The sequence below is a fragment of the Pseudomonas sp. genome (genome assembly GCF_051660785.1).
Classification (GTDB): domain Bacteria; phylum Pseudomonadota; class Gammaproteobacteria; order Pseudomonadales; family Pseudomonadaceae; genus Aquipseudomonas.
The window spans coordinates 50584-64662 of the sequence record NZ_JBOFQE010000085.1 but is presented as its reverse complement, the minus strand read 5'-3'; the positions used below and the strand labels follow the sequence as shown (position 1 = coordinate 64662).

Sequence of the window (14079 nt, the reverse complement as noted above, 5' to 3'; positions counted from 1 at the left end):
CAACATGTTAAGGTCTGCACCTGATTCGTATTCCCTGGACCTGTGCATGCCCCTTTGTCTTTCCCGTCGTTGGCCCCTGCGCCAACTGATCGCTGCCTCCAGCCTCATTTTGCTTGTCGCCTGCGCGGAAAAACCGACCGCCGCTGACGCCCAGCCGCTTCAGACCCGTACCGTCGCGACAGCCCCTGCGGTCATTCCGCCCGTGGTGCCGACCGGTGAAAACCTCGACATCCAGCCCACTCAGACCTTTGCCGAATGGCAGGCGGGTTTCCGCAAAGACGCGCTGGCCGCCGGTATCCGCGCCGATCTGTTCGACCGCGCGTTCGCCAATGTCAGCCTGGACACCAGCGTGATCCGTGCCGATCGCAGCCAACCCGAATTCTCCCGCCCGGTGTGGGAGTACCTCGACGGCGCCCTGTCGCCGCTGCGGGTACGCAAAGGTCAGGCGCTGGTCAGCCAATACGCCGACATCCTGCAAAGCATCGAACAGCGTTACGGCGTCGATCGCCAGGCATTGGTGTCGGTGTGGGGCATGGAAAGTAACTTCGGTCAGTTCCAGGGCAACAAGTCCGTGATCAACTCCCTGGCGACCCTTGCTTACGAAGGCCGGCGTCCAGGCTTTGCTCATGCGCAACTGATTGCCGCCCTGCAAATTCTGCAACAAGGCGATATCGAGCCGGATAAAATGCTCGGCTCCTGGGCCGGCGCCATGGGCCAGACCCAATTCATTCCGACCACCTACAACACCCACGCCGTGGACTTCGATGGTGACGGCCGCCGCGACATCTGGAACAGCCCCGCCGATGCCTTGGCCTCGACGGCGCACTACCTGCAAAGCTCCGGCTGGCAGAGAGGCCAGCCGTGGGGCTTTGAAGTGCAGCTGCCGGGTAGCTTCAACTACGTTCTGGCCGACGGCACGATTCGCAAGAGTGTCGCTGAATGGCAACAGTTAGGTGTCTCGCTGGCCAATGGCGCCCAGGTTCCAGCGGGCTCCGAACACCTGTCCGCCGCCCTGCTGCTGCCGGCCGGTTACCGTGGCCCGGCGTTCCTGGTGCTCGACAACTTCCGTGCGATCCTCAAATACAACAACTCGTCGTCTTACGCATTGGCGGTGAGCCTGTTGTCCGAGCGATTCAATGGTGGCGGCCTGATCAACGGCACCTGGCCAAAAGATGATTTGCCGTTGAGCCGTACCGAGCGGATCGAACTGCAAAGCCTGCTGAGTGCGCAGAACTACGATGCGGGCACTGCTGACGGCATTATCGGCGCTAATACGCGCAAGGCGATTCGCAGTGCACAGCAGTCGTTTGGCTGGCCTGCAGATGGTTATCCGACGCACAAGCTGCTCGAAGGCCTGCGCAGCCGCTAAAAGCATCGCGGGCAAGCCACGCTCCCACAGGTTATTCGCAAACCCTGTGGGAGCGGGCTTGCTCCGGGCGGCGTTCCGACGATGATTGACTATCAGAGCTAACAAACTACCGCTTGATTACAACATCCTGCTCCAACACCAACTCCTTCTTCCCCGCATCCAATCGAACCAGCGCGCCCATCGGCAACGTCAGGTTCGGATCGCAATGACCGCTGCGCCACCCGGCCAGCACCGGAATCCGCAGCGGCTCGAATGTCTGCTTGAGCAAACGCTCCAGCGCAACGGCATCAACCCCCGCCACATCCCCCACCAGTACCCCGCGCAACTTGCCCAGCGTGCCGGCCAGACGCAGATGAGTCAGCAACCGATCGACGCGATACAACGGCTCGTTGATATCCTCGATAAACAGAATCACGCCCTCGGCGTCCAGTTCGTAAGGTGTGCCCATGGTTGCGGCAATCATCGACAGATTGCCCCCGAGCAAACGCCCGTGAGCGACGCCTGGCTCAATCGTGGTCAGCGGGAAAGCCACCGGGTGCGAAAGCACGCTACCCGCCCTCACCTGCCCCCTGAGCATGTTGAAAAACGATGACTCGGTCGGCTTTTGCTTCTCGCCCAGCAAATCGGCATTGAGCAGTGGACCATGAAAGGTCACGAAACCGGCATAACGGCTGATCGCCAGATGCAGCGCCGTGATGTCGCTGTAGCCGATGAACGGCTTGGCATTGTTCTGCAGCAATTCGAAATCGATGCGATCGAGCAAACGGGGTGTGCCATAACCGCCGCGCAGACAAATGATCGCGTCGACTTCGGTGTCGGCAAACGCCGCGTGCAAGTCATTGAGCCGCACGTCGTCACTGCCGGCCAGGTAGCCATCCTGTTCGTAGACCCCGGGAAACACCCGCAGCGCATAACCGCGAGCGCGCATCCAGGCAACAGCCTTATCGGTGTCCAGCCCGGCAGGGCCGGCAGGCGCAATGACGCCGATCAGCCCTTGCGAAGGCAAGGCCGGAACCGGTGAGTGAGGAAACAGCGTGTGAGTGGGTCGAACGGTCATCCATGAATCTCCCTGCGCGAAAAGCTTCAGCACACAGTAGTCAGGAACGGGGACAAACAGAAGAGGATCAGTCGCCCCGCAGGTTGCAGGAAAAGACTGTAGTGGCCGTAGGCACGACCAATAAAAACGCCCGCAAGGCTGAAAAACCTTGCGGGCGTTTTGTTACAGAGACGACATCAATTCAGCTTTGACCAGCTTCGCCTGCTCGTCGGCGTGATACGAGGAACGTACCAGCGGGCCGGAAGCGACGTTTTTGAAGCCCATCTTGTAACCTTCCTCGGCAAACCAGGCGAACACGTCAGGGTGCACAAAACGCTGAACCGGCAAGTGGCTGCGGGACGGTTGCAGGTATTGACCCAGGGTCAGCATGTCGATGTCGTGTTCGCGCATGCGCTTCATGACTTCGATGACTTCTTCGTCGGTTTCGCCCAGACCCAGCATCAGGCCGGACTTGGTCGGGATGTGCGGCATCATCTGCTTGAAGCGTTGCAGCAGGGTCAGCGACCACTGGTAGTCCGAACCCGGACGCGCAGCCTTGTACAGGCGCGGTACGGTTTCCAGATTGTGGTTGAACACATCCGGTGGCTCGGCGGCGGTGATTTCCAGCGCGACGTCCATGCGGCCCCGGTAATCCGGGACCAGGGTTTCGAGCTGCACGTTCGGCGACAGTTTGCGGATCTCGCGGATGCAGTCGGCAAAGTGCTGGGCACCGCCGTCACGCAGGTCGTCGCGGTCAACCGAGGTGATCACCACGTACTTGAGTTTCAGGTCGGCAATGGCAATGGCCAGGCTTTCCGGCTCGTTGGTGTCCAGTGGTTTCGGACGACCGTGGCCCACGTCGCAGAACGGGCAGCGACGGGTGCAGATATCGCCCATGATCATGAAGGTCGCGGTGCCGCCGGAGAAGCACTCGCCCAGGTTCGGGCAGGACGCTTCTTCGCAGACGCTGTGCAGTTTGTGTTTGCGCAGCAGGGCCTTGATGCGGTCGACTTCCGGGGAAACCGGGATGCGTACGCGGATCCAGTCAGGCTTCTTCGGCAGTTCGGTGGTCGGAATGATCTTTACCGGGATGCGTGCAACCTTCTCGGCGCCGCGCAGCTTGACGCCGGCTTCAACCTTGGCACGCGGGGCCGGACGCTCGGTTACATCGAGCGTCGGGATCATGGTTTGCACTGCATCAGTAGTCATATCAGTCGATTCCGCCCGTTAGGGTCGTCTGCTCAGCATAGTCGAGGTGTTTGACGAGCTGCGCGCGCAGCCGGGCACTTACCTCGGCAAATTCAATCGATCCTGCGTGATCGCTCAGCTGGGTCATCGCCAGCCCGGCGTAACCGCAGGGATTAATCCGTCGAAACGGTTCCAGGTTCATGTCCACGTTCAAGGCCAGGCCATGAAAGGAACAACCGTGGCGGATCCGCAGACCCAAAGACGCGATTTTCGCCCCGTCGACGTAGACACCTGGCGCATCAGGCTTGGCAGCAGCGGTCACGCCGTAGCTGGCCAACAGTTCGATCAGGCAGTGTTCCATGCGGGTGACCAGGTCACGCACACCAAAACCGAGCTTGCGCACGTCGAGCAACAGATAGGCCACCAATTGGCCCGGACCGTGGTAAGTCACCTGACCACCGCGATCGACCTGCACCACCGGGATATCCCCCGGCAGCAGCAAGTGCTCGGCCTTGCCAGCCTGGCCTTGCGTGAACACCGGAGGGTGTTCGACCAGCCAGATTTCGTCCGCGGCATCGCTTCCGCGCTCGTTGGTGAAGCGCTGCATGGCATGCCAGACGGGCTCGTAAGCCATCTGGCCGAGCTCGCGAAAGCCCAGCGTGCCCGGCATCACAGCACCATGTGCACGAAACCGGTAGCCCGCAACTCGCTGTTGATGTCGTACAGCTGTTCTTGACCGGTGGCGATGATGTGCAACTGGATGGTCGTGTACTTGCCGTTGGTGCTCTGGCGCTCGGCCAGGGTCTTGTGGTCAACGGTCGCGTGTTTCTCAAGGATTGCAATGATCTTGTCCTTGAAACCCACGCCAGTATCGCCGATCACCTTGATTGGGTAATCCGCGCAGGGGAATTCGATCTTTGGCGCCTTTACTTCGGTATCTGTCATGGCGTAACGGCCTCGTAAGCCGTGGCAACGGACATGGCCCCGCTCCGGATTGGAACGGGGCCATGCAAGTCCACACTAATTCAGTTGAACAAGCCGTAGAAGAATAGACGGATGCTATCCCACATGCGGCGGAAGATACCACCCTCCTCGACAGCGTCCAGGGCGATCAGGTCGGCGCTGTGCACCACTTTGTCGTCCAGTTTCACTTCGACTTTACCGATCACGTCGCCCTTGGCGATTGGCGCAACCAGTTGCGGGTTCATGGTCATGCTGGCGGCGAGCTTTTTCAGCTGGCCTTTTGGCAGGGTCATGGTCAGGTCTTGAGCCAGGCCGGCCTTGACTTGATTGGTGCTGCCCTTCCAGACAGGGGCCTGAGCCAGCTCGGCGCCTTTCTGATAGAAGGTCTGGGTTTCGAAGAAGCGGAAACCGTAGGTCAGCAGCTTCTGGGTTTCAGAGGCGCGGGCCACTTCGCTGTTGGTGCCGAACACCACGGCGATCAGGCGCATGCCGTCACGTACGGCCGAAGACACCATGCAGTAGCCGGCTTCGTCGGTGTGACCGGTTTTCAGACCGTCGACGGTCTTGTCACGCCACAGCAGCAGGTTGCGGTTAGGTTGCTTGATGCCGTTCCAGAAGAACTCTTTCTGCGAGTAGATCGCGTAGTGAGCCGGGTCTTCGTGGATGATCGCGCGAGCCAGCACGGCCATGTCGTGAGCCGACGAGTAGTGCTCAGGGTTCGGCAGACCGGTCGGGTTCATGAAGTGGCTGTTGGTCATGCCCAGGTCGGCCACGGTTTTGTTCATCATGTCGGCGAACGCGTCTTCGCTGCCGGCGATGTGCTCGGAAAGCGCAACACTGGCGTCGTTGCCCGACTGAATGATGATGCCGTGCAGCAGGTCGCTGACAGTGACTTGCGAGCCGACCTTGATGAACATCCGCGAACCGCCGGTGCGCCAGGCGTTTTCGCTGACGGTCACCGGATCGTTTTCGCCGATCTGGCCGCGACGGATTTCCAGGGTCGCGATATACGCGGTCATCAGCTTGGTCAGGCTGGCAGGCGGCAGACGCTGGTCACCGTTGTTCTCGACCAGCACGTTGCCGCTGCTGGCATCCATGAGCACATAGGCTTTGGCGGCCAGTTGTGGCGGCGACGGCATCATCTCGACTGCGAAAGCCGCAGGCGAAAGGAGCAGCGGGACTAGAAGGCACAGGCGTTTGGCAAAGGTGGTGATGTTCATCCGTCTCTCGAAATCGCTAATGGAAACTGCCCGAGGGCAAAACTAATCTAGATGACCTTCTGACGGGCCATCGCGTGTTCAGTCGTTCACTCAGAACCCTTGCCGGGCTTTTGTTCTTCAACGAGCCAACAACCAGATTCGCCCCCCAGACCGCAAGCGAACCCTCAATCAAGTACTACGTATTATTCGGCGGTGACCACGCTCGGCGAACCGAGATTGGCCAGGCGCACGCTGTTTTGCACTTGCTGGATTTCACCCGGCGAGCCGATCGGCCCCAGGCGAACCCGGTGCAGGGTCTGTTGATTGCGCACGATCGAGCTGATGAACACCGGAGCGCTCACCATCCCGCTGAGCTTCGATCTCAGGAGTTCTGCAGCGTCCGGGTTGGCGAACGCGCCCACCTGCAGATACTGGCCAGAGGCTGGTACAGAAGCGTTTTTTTTTGCATCAATCTGCACGGGCACAACGGCCGCTGCGTGTTGCTGCGGCGGTGGCGTCCATTGCTCGACGGTGCCGGCTGAAGCGGTAATCGTCGGCGCGGCATTTTGCGCTACTTGCGGCTCGTTGAGCATCAAAGGCGCCGGACGGCCCTTTTGTGCCCACCACTGTTGGGGATCGATGCCCTCGACCTTGACCCGCGCGGTGCCGGTTTCGGCATAACCGAGTTTTTTCGCGGCAGCGTAGGACAAGTCGATGATGCGATCCGAGTAGAACGGTCCGCGATCGTTGACCCGCAGGATCACGCTCTTGTTGTTGTCCAGGTTGGTCACCCGAACGTAACTTGGCAGTGGCAATGTCTTGTGAGCGGCACTCATGCCGTAAAGGTCATACACCTCGCCATTGGCGGTGTTCTGACCGTGGAATTTGGTGCCGTACCAGGACGCCGTGCCCGAGGCGACATAGGTCCTGGATTCCTGCAACGGAAAGTAGGTCTTGCCCAGCACGGTGTACGGGTTGGCTTTATAAGGGCCGGAGTGCAGGGTCGGCGTGGCATCCGGGATGCGCGATACGTCGACGTCCCACCACGGCGCGCCATCTTTGTGAGCGCGGTTGATGTCCAGCCCGGGCGTCGAGCGCACGGCGGTGGATGAGGACTTCTGAGCTGGCGCGCGACTGGTCGAACAACTGGCGACCAGCACCGCCAACGCGGCGAAAGCCATCAGCTTCAGGGGTTTATTCATAGGCAATGCCCGCATTACTTGACGCCCCGTGCTTGGACCAGCTGTTCAGACAGTTGATGTACCGCCATGGCGTACATCACGCTGCGGTTATAACGCGTGATTGCGTAAAAATTCTTCAGGCCCATCCAGTATTCGGGGCCATTGTCACCTTCCAGGCGGAAAGCCGTGACCGGCATATCATCGCGCAGCGCATCATGACTCGACCAGCCCAAGGCTCGCAACTCCCCGACCGTTTTAGTCGGCTCGATGCCCGTCGTCAAACCTTCATCCACTTGCTCGCCACGCACAGCGGCGCGACTGACCACCGGTTCGCCAGCAACCCAGCCGTGACGCTTGAAGTAACTCGCGACGCTGCCAATGGCATCGTCCGGGTTGGTCCAGATATTAATGTGGCCGTCACCGTCGAAGTCCACGGCGTAGGCGCGAAAGCTGCTCGGCATGAACTGCGGCAAACCCATTGCGCCGGCGTAGGAGCCCTTGAGGGTCAGCGGATCGACCTGTTCCTCACGGGCCAGCAACAAGAATTCACGCAATTCCTTGCGGAAGAATTCGGCACGGGGAGGATAGTCGAAACCCAAGGTGGACAAGGCATCGATCACCCGGAAATTGCCGGTATTGCGGCCGAAAAAGGTCTCAACACCGATGATCGAGACGATCACCTGCGCCGGCACTCCATATTCCTGCTCGGCACGGGCCAGTACCGCCTCGTGCTGACGCCAGAAGTCCACACCACGTGCGATGCGCGCGTCGGTGATGAACATCGGGCGATATTCGTTCCACTGCTTGACCCGTTCGGCAGGCTTCGAGATCGCGTCCAGAATCGACTGCTTGCGCTCGGCTTCGCGGAACACGCCCATCAGCTGTTCACCGGCAAAACCGTAGTCGCGGGTCATTTCACCGACGAATTCGGCCACCTGGGGTGAGCCTTCGTAATCGCCGGCCAACGCGTCCTGCGTTGTGCCAAGGATGCTTACCAGGCCGACCCATGGCGCGTATCGAGTCGCCCAGCCACGCATTACTTGCATTGACATCTTCACCTTATTCAAACCTGTGCGATCCACTTACGATGGGTATGGATCGACATCAAAACCCCAAACGCTGACAGCAGCGTTACCAGCGAAGTTCCTCCGTAGCTAATGAACGGCAACGGCACCCCCACGACCGGCAACAGGCCACTGACCATACCGATGTTGACGAAAACGTAAACAAAAAACGTCATGGTCAGGGCGCCCGCGAGCAATTTGCCGAACAATGTCTGGGCCTGGGCGGTAATTACCAGCCCTCGACCGATCAGCAACAGGTAAATCAGCAGCAGTGCGCAAATGCCCACCAGGCCGAATTCTTCGCCCATCACCGCAATAATGAAGTCGGTGTGGCTTTCCGGCAGGAAGTCCAGGTGCGACTGGGTGCCGAGCAGCCAGCCTTTGCCGAACACCCCGCCGGAACCGATGGCCGCTTTCGACTGAATGATGTTCCAGCCGGTGCCGAGCGGATCGCTCTCCGGGTCAAGGAACGTCAGGATTCGCTGCTTCTGGTAGTCATGCATGATGAAGAACCACATCGCCACCGCCACCGGCACGGCGGCGGCCAGCACGCTCATGATCCAGCGCCAGCGCAGACCACCCATGAACAATACGAAAGCGCCACCAGCGAGGATCAGCAGCGAAGTGCCGAGGTCGGGCTGACGCACGATCAGGATAAAGGGCAAGCCGATCAGGAACAGACTGACGCCCACATGCTTGAGCTGGGGCGGCAAGGTGCGCTTGGACAAATACCAGGCGATGGTTGCCGGCATCAGGATCTTCATGAATTCCGAGGGCTGGAAGCGGATCACCCCCGGAATGTTGATCCAGCGTGTGGCGCCCATGGCGTTATGGCCCATGACGTCCACCACCACCAGCAGCAGCACGCCGATCACGTAACCGACCGGCACCCAGCGAGCCATGAAACGCGGCTCGAACTGGGCGATGACGATCATCGACACCAGGCCGATGCCGAACGAGGTGGCCTGCTTGGCCAGCAGGTCCCAGCTCTTGCCACTGGCCGAATACAGCACGAACAGGCTGCCCGCCGCGAGGGTCAGCAGCAGGATCAGCAACGGGCCGTCGATGTGCATGCGTTGCAACAGCGTCGCGCGGCGACGCATCACATCCTCGCTGGAGAGGATGCGATCGAAATTACTCTTCACGGGCCGTAGCCTCCGCACTGATAGGGCTGGCGTATTCGGCTTTCAAACGACCGTCCTGGTCCAGCAGCCAGGCATCCATGACCTGACGCACCACAGGCGCGGCGACGCCGGAACCGGACTCGCCGTTCTCGACCATCACCGACACCACGATTTGCGGGTTGTCGGCCGGCGCGAAGCCGACGAACAAGGCGTGGTCACGATGACGCTCCTGAACCTTGGACCGGTCGTACTTCTCGCCCTGCTTGATCGCGACCACCTGGGCCGTACCACTTTTGCCGGCAATCCGGTATTGAGCGCCGATCGATGCCTTGCGCGCCGTACCACGGGCACCGTGCATCACCTGCTGCATGCCGTGATTGACCTTGGTCCAGTCGGACGGGTCGCGCAAAACGATGTCCGGCATCGGGTTTTCATCCTTCGGCCGCTCGCCTTCGACGGTCTTGGCCAGGTGCGGACGGTTCCAGATGCCTTTGTTGGCCACCAGCGCCGTGGCCTGGGCCAGTTGCAGCGGCGTGGACTGCATGTAGCCCTGACCGATCCCCAGAATCAGCGTTTCACCCGGGAACCAGGCCTGGCGACGGGTCGCGCGTTTCCACTCGCGGGACGGCATCAGCCCTGGCGATTCTTCGAACATATCCAGGGAGACCTTCTGGCCGATCCCGAACTTGCCCATGTACGCCGACAACCGATCGATCCCCAGTTTGTGGGCCAGGTCATAGAAGTAGGTGTCGTTGGACCGCATGATCGCCGTGTCCAGGTCCACATAGCCGTCGCCGGTGCGGTTCCAGTTACGGTATTTGTGATCGTAGTTGGGCAGTTGGTAATAACCGGGGTCGAAGACCCGGGTCGATGCGGTCACGACGCCCGAATCCAGACCGGCAATCGCCACCGCCGGCTTGATGGTCGAACCTGGCGGGTACAGACCACGCAGCACGCGGTTGAACAGCGGCCGGTCGATCGAGTCGCGCAACTCGGAATAGGCCTTGAAGCTGATGCCGGTGACGAACAGATTTGGATCGAAACTCGGCTGGCTGACCATGGCCAGTACTTCGCCGGTTTTCGGGTCCAGCGCCACCACCGCGCCACGACGACCGCCGAGTGCCGCTTCGGCCGCTTCCTGCAGTTTGATGTCCAGGCTCAGGACGATGTCCTTGCCGGGAATCGGATCGGTACGCTTGAGCACGCGCAGCACGCGGCCCCGAGCGTTGGTTTCGACTTCTTCGTAACCCACCTGGCCGTGCAGCTCGGGCTCGTAGAAACGCTCGATGCCGGTTTTGCCGATGTGGTGGGTGCCGCTGTAATTGACCGGATCGAGCGACTTCAGCTCTTTCTCGTTGATCCGCCCCATGTAACCCACCGAGTGCGCAAAGTGCGCGCCCTGCGGGTAGTGACGCACCAACTGCGCGACCACTTCCACGCCCGGCAGACGGAATTGATTCACGGCAATCCGGGCGATCTGCTCTTCAGTCAGCTCGAACAGGATCGGCACCGGCTCGAACGGCCGACGCCCCTGACGCATGCGTTTTTCGAAGATCACCCGATCTTCCGGTGTCAGCTCCAGCACTTCGACGATCACATCGAGCACTTGCTGCCAGTCGCCGGACCGTTCGCGAGTCATGCTCAGGCTGAAGCTGGGCCGGTTATCGGCCACCACCACGCCATTGCGGTCAAAGATCAGCCCGCGCGTCGGCGGAATCGGCTGCACATGGACGCGGTTGTTTTCCGACAGGGTCGAGTGGTACTCATACTGAATCACCTGGAGGAAATACAGCCGCGCGATCAGCACGCAGATCAGCAACACCACCGCAATGGCACCGAACACGACGCGGCCACGCACCAGACGGGCGTCTTTTTCGTGGTCCTTGATGCGGATCGGCTGAGGCATGAGGGCAGAACTACTTGTGGTAAGGGTGGCCGGACAAGACTGTCCAGGCACGGTACAGCTGTTCGCCGATCAAAATCCGCACCAGCGGGTGCGGCAACGTCAACGGCGACAACGACCAGCGCTGATCGGCCCGCGCACACACTTCCGGCGCCAGCCCTTCGGGGCCGCCGACCATGAAATTCACCGTGCGCGAGTCCAGCCGCCAGCGATCGAGCTCGACCGCCAACTGCTCGGTGCTCCAGGGCTTGCCGTGGACTTCGAGGGTCACAACACGCTCATTCGGCCCGACCTTGGCCAGCATGGCTTCGCCTTCCTGACGGATGAAGCGTGCCACGTCGGCGTTCTTGCCACGGGTGTTGAGCGGTATTTCCACCAGTTCCAGCGCCAGCTCGGACGGAAGACGCTTGGCATATTCATGCCAGCCTTCTTCCACCCACTTGGGCATGCGTGAACCGACGGCGATCAGTCGCAGTCGCACAGCGGTCCCTTATTGCTGGTCTTTGTTGAGCTTGGTGAAGTGCTCATGGGTGTTTTCCGGGCTGTGATGCGCAGCGCTGGCCGAACGGCTCTGCTCGGCACCGGCCCACAGGCGCTCCAGGTCGTAGAACTGGCGAGCCGAGGCGGTCATCATGTGAACGATGACGTCATCCATATCCAGCAGCACCCAGTCGCTGTCGCCCTTGCCTTCTTCACCCAATGGCTTGACGTCTTGGGCTTTGACGGCCTCACGGACCTTGTCCAGCATCGCGCCGATCTGGCGGTTGGACGTACCGGTGGCGATGATCATGAAGTCAGTGATGCTCTGCTTTTCACGAACGTCGATGACCTGAATGTCCTGGGCCTTCACGTCTTCCAGGGCTGCCACGGCAACCTTGACCAGTTCTTCACCCGCCAGCTCAGGGCCGGTTGGAGCTTCTACTGGCAGCGGGGCGCTCTTGAATGTGCCTTTGCGCTTTACTTTAGTTACGTCTTTGTTCGTCATATAAAACTCGTTTTGCTCGTATGTTCGGGCGCTTCGATACACGCATTCACGCGCCTTGAAGCGCACCCTTTTTCAGTTCGACGCACGATAGAGTCCGTGCGCATCGATGTAGGCCAGGACCGCGTCGGGCACCAGGAAACGTACCGACTTACCGCTGGCCAGCAGTTGACGGATCTGGGTGGCGGATACCGCGAGCGGCGTCTGCCAGACGGATGCAATCTGTCCGCTCGGCCCTTTGAGGGCCAGCGGGTCGCTCACCGAGCGTGCCGCCAACAGATTGCGCAAGGCATCCGGCGGTTCGCTGTCGGCATCCGGGCGTTGCAGCACCAGGATGTGGCAATGCTGGAGCAACTCTTCCCAGCGGTGCCAAGTGGGCAGGCCGCAAAATGCGTCCCAGCCCAAAAGTAGAAAAACCTGGTCGAAGGCGGCCAGCTCGGCGCGCATCAGTTCCAGGGTGTCGATGGTGTAGGACGGTTTGTCCCGCTGCAATTCGCGGGCGTCCACCACCAACGGCGCCACACCGGCCACCGCGCACTCGACCATCGCCAGACGGTCCGTCGCCGACACCTGCGGCGTACCGCGATGTGGCGGCCTGGCACTGGGTGTCAGGCGTAATTCATCAAGCGCCAGCGATTCGGCGACTTCCAGCGCACCGCGCAAATGGCCGATGTGCACCGGGTCGAAAGTCCCGCCCAGCACGCCAATGCGTCGAGGTGCAGGCTCGATGGCGGTTGGCGGGGCTGACGTTTTGAGGTCGCCCAAGTCAGACCGACGCCTGGCCGCGCAACTGGCCATCACCGACCACGATGTACTTCTCGCAGGTCAGACCTTCGAGGCCCACCGGGCCGCGGGCGTGCAGCTTATCAGTAGAAATGCCAATCTCGGCACCCAATCCGTATTCAAAGCCATCGGCGAAGCAGGTCGGCGTGTTGATCATCACCGACGATGAATCGACTTCCGCCACAAAACGCCGCGTGTCGGCGAGGTTTTCGCTGACAATCGAGTCGGTGTGATGCGAGCCGTACTGATTGATGTGTTCGATGGCCTGGTCCAGACCGTCGACCACGCGGATCGAGAGAATCGGCGCCAGGTATTCGGTGTTCCAGTCTTCCTCTGTTGCCGCGACAGCCTCGATGATCGCCCGGGTGCGTTCGCAACCACGCAGTTCAACGCCTTTTTCGCGGAACTGTGCAGCCATCGGTGGCAGGAAATCCCTGGCAACGGCTTGATCCACCAGCAGCGTTTCCATGGCGCCGCAGATGCCGTAACGGTAAGTCTTGGCGTTAAAGGCGATGCGCTGGGCTTTCGGCAGGTCGGCATGGGCGCTGACGTAGACGTGGCAAATGCCGTCCAGGTGCTTGATGACCGGTACGCGAGCGTCGCGGCTGACGCGTTCGATCAAGCCACGGCCACCGCGGGGCACGATGACGTCGACGTATTCAGGCATGGTGATCAAGGCGCCAACGGCGGCACGGTCAGTGGTTTCGACCACTTGCACTACGGCGGCGGGCAATTCGGCCTCGGCCAGACCCCGTTGAATGCAGGCAGCTATGGCGCGGTTGGAATGAATCGCCTCGGAACCGCCACGCAGGATGGTCGCGTTACCGGACTTCAGGCACAGGCTCGCAGCGTCTATGGTCACGTTCGGCCGGGATTCGTAGATGATCCCGATCACGCCCAACGGCACACGCATCTTGCCGACCTGAATGCCCGAAGGCCGGAAACTCATGTCGCGAATCGCGCCGACCGGGTCCGGCAATGCCGCCACCTGACGCAAACCGACGATCATGCCGTCGATGCGTTCCGGGGTCAGTGCCAGACGCTCAAGCAATGCCGGCTCAAGACCATTGGCACGACCTGCGGCCAAATCCAGTTCATTGGCAGCCGTCAACTCGGCGCGTGCAGCGTCCAGCGCATTGGCAGCAGCCTGCAACGCGCGGTTTTTCTGCGCAGTGCTGGCGCGGCCAATGACGCGAGAAGCCTCACGGGCGGCGCGACCCAGGCGGGTCATGTAGTCAAGAACGGACTCAGTCATTGTCTGTGGTGGTCTTTGCTAAGGTCTTGGTA

Annotated in this window: 14 protein-coding genes; 1 reads left to right on the top strand and 13 read right to left on the bottom strand. The window is 60.8% G+C overall.

Annotated features, from left to right (window positions below):
• Positions 1 to 46: 46 nt before the first annotated feature.
• A complete protein-coding gene (locus tag ACRC4F_RS22665; protein ID WP_438661353.1) occupies positions 47 to 1369 on the top strand; it encodes a lytic murein transglycosylase in 1323 nt (440 codons plus the stop codon).
• Positions 1370 to 1475: 106 nt separating this feature from the next.
• Here ACRC4F_RS22665 and ACRC4F_RS22660 read toward each other — a convergent pair whose 3' ends face one another.
• The 13 genes from ACRC4F_RS22660 to ACRC4F_RS22600 form a co-directional block, all read right to left on the bottom strand.
• A complete protein-coding gene (locus ACRC4F_RS22660; protein ID WP_438661352.1) occupies positions 1476 to 2426 on the bottom strand; it encodes a S66 peptidase family protein in 951 nt (316 codons plus the stop codon).
• 162 nt (positions 2427 to 2588) lie between these two features.
• Positions 2589 to 3614 (bottom strand): lipoyl synthase, encoded by a 1026-nt coding sequence (gene lipA / locus ACRC4F_RS22655; protein WP_374039725.1) that lies wholly within the window; start codon positions 3612 to 3614, stop codon positions 2589 to 2591.
• A gap of 1 nt (position 3615) precedes the next feature.
• Entirely contained in the window at positions 3616 to 4263 is a 648-nt protein-coding gene (lipB, locus tag ACRC4F_RS22650; RefSeq protein WP_097089339.1) for a lipoyl(octanoyl) transferase LipB, read from the bottom strand.
• Entirely contained in the window at positions 4263 to 4538 is a 276-nt protein-coding gene (locus ACRC4F_RS22645; RefSeq protein WP_008152827.1) for a DUF493 domain-containing protein, read from the bottom strand. The genes lipB and ACRC4F_RS22645 overlap by 1 nt, the downstream gene beginning before the upstream one ends.
• A gap of 80 nt (positions 4539 to 4618) precedes the next feature.
• Positions 4619 to 5776, bottom strand: coding sequence for a D-alanyl-D-alanine carboxypeptidase family protein (locus ACRC4F_RS22640; protein WP_403102620.1), 1158 nt, complete (start codon positions 5774 to 5776; stop codon positions 4619 to 4621).
• Positions 5777 to 5958: 182 nt separating this feature from the next.
• On the bottom strand, positions 5959 to 6972 hold the full coding sequence (locus ACRC4F_RS22635) for a septal ring lytic transglycosylase RlpA family protein (RefSeq protein ID WP_438661351.1): 1014 nt from the start codon (positions 6970 to 6972) through the stop codon (positions 5959 to 5961).
• On the bottom strand, positions 6972 to 7982 hold the full coding sequence (gene mltB / locus ACRC4F_RS22630; RefSeq protein WP_438661350.1) for a lytic murein transglycosylase B: 1011 nt from the start codon (positions 7980 to 7982) through the stop codon (positions 6972 to 6974). The genes ACRC4F_RS22635 and mltB overlap by 1 nt, the downstream gene beginning before the upstream one ends.
• 17 nt (positions 7983 to 7999) lie before the next feature.
• Positions 8000 to 9103, bottom strand: a complete 1104-nt coding sequence (rodA, locus tag ACRC4F_RS22625; RefSeq protein ID WP_438661385.1) for a rod shape-determining protein RodA — start codon at positions 9101 to 9103, stop codon at positions 8000 to 8002.
• A 31-nt stretch (positions 9104 to 9134) separates the two neighbouring features.
• Positions 9135 to 11030: a penicillin-binding protein 2 gene (gene mrdA / locus ACRC4F_RS22620; protein WP_438661349.1), complete on the bottom strand. Its 1896-nt coding sequence runs from the start codon at positions 11028 to 11030 to the stop codon at positions 9135 to 9137.
• Between the two features lie 10 nt (positions 11031 to 11040).
• Positions 11041 to 11508: a 23S rRNA (pseudouridine(1915)-N(3))-methyltransferase RlmH gene (rlmH, locus tag ACRC4F_RS22615; RefSeq protein WP_007937439.1), complete on the bottom strand. Its 468-nt coding sequence runs from the start codon at positions 11506 to 11508 to the stop codon at positions 11041 to 11043.
• Positions 11509 to 11517: 9 nt separating this feature from the next.
• Complete coding sequence (gene rsfS, locus ACRC4F_RS22610) at positions 11518 to 12012, bottom strand: ribosome silencing factor (RefSeq protein ID WP_438661348.1); 495 nt, start codon at positions 12010 to 12012, stop codon at positions 11518 to 11520.
• A 72-nt stretch (positions 12013 to 12084) separates the two neighbouring features.
• A complete protein-coding gene (gene nadD, locus ACRC4F_RS22605; protein ID WP_438661347.1) occupies positions 12085 to 12774 on the bottom strand; it encodes a nicotinate-nucleotide adenylyltransferase in 690 nt (229 codons plus the stop codon).
• Position 12775: 1 nt separating this feature from the next.
• Entirely contained in the window at positions 12776 to 14047 is a 1272-nt protein-coding gene (locus tag ACRC4F_RS22600) for a glutamate-5-semialdehyde dehydrogenase (RefSeq protein ID WP_438661346.1), read from the bottom strand.
• Between the last annotated feature and the right edge of the window lie 32 nt (positions 14048 to 14079).

Excerpts from the sequence above, each read along its gene's own strand:
- mltB (WP_438661350.1), bottom strand. The coding sequence starts at position 7,982 with ATGCAAGTAATGCGTGGCTGGGCGACTCGATACGCGCCATGGGTCGGC.
- ACRC4F_RS22660 (WP_438661352.1), bottom strand. The coding sequence starts at position 2,426 with ATGACCGTTCGACCCACTCACACGCTGTTTCCTCACTCACCGGTTCCG.
- ACRC4F_RS22645 (WP_008152827.1), bottom strand. The coding sequence starts at position 4,538 with ATGACAGATACCGAAGTAAAGGCGCCAAAGATCGAATTCCCCTGCGCG.
- mrdA (WP_438661349.1), bottom strand. The coding sequence starts at position 11,030 with ATGCCTCAGCCGATCCGCATCAAGGACCACGAAAAAGACGCCCGTCTG.
- rsfS (WP_438661348.1), bottom strand. The coding sequence starts at position 12,012 with ATGACGAACAAAGACGTAACTAAAGTAAAGCGCAAAGGCACATTCAAG.
- ACRC4F_RS22600 (WP_438661346.1), bottom strand. The coding sequence starts at position 14,047 with ATGACTGAGTCCGTTCTTGACTACATGACCCGCCTGGGTCGCGCCGCC.
- lipA (WP_374039725.1), bottom strand. The coding sequence starts at position 3,614 with ATGACTACTGATGCAGTGCAAACCATGATCCCGACGCTCGATGTAACC.
- rodA (WP_438661385.1), bottom strand. The coding sequence starts at position 9,103 with ATGCGTCGCCGCGCGACGCTGTTGCAACGCATGCACATCGACGGCCCG.
- ACRC4F_RS22640 (WP_403102620.1), bottom strand. The coding sequence starts at position 5,776 with ATGAACATCACCACCTTTGCCAAACGCCTGTGCCTTCTAGTCCCGCTG.
- ACRC4F_RS22665 (WP_438661353.1), top strand. The coding sequence starts at position 47 with ATGCCCCTTTGTCTTTCCCGTCGTTGGCCCCTGCGCCAACTGATCGCT.
- ACRC4F_RS22635 (WP_438661351.1), bottom strand. The coding sequence starts at position 6,972 with ATGCGGGCATTGCCTATGAATAAACCCCTGAAGCTGATGGCTTTCGCC.
- lipB (WP_097089339.1), bottom strand. The coding sequence starts at position 4,263 with ATGCCGGGCACGCTGGGCTTTCGCGAGCTCGGCCAGATGGCTTACGAG.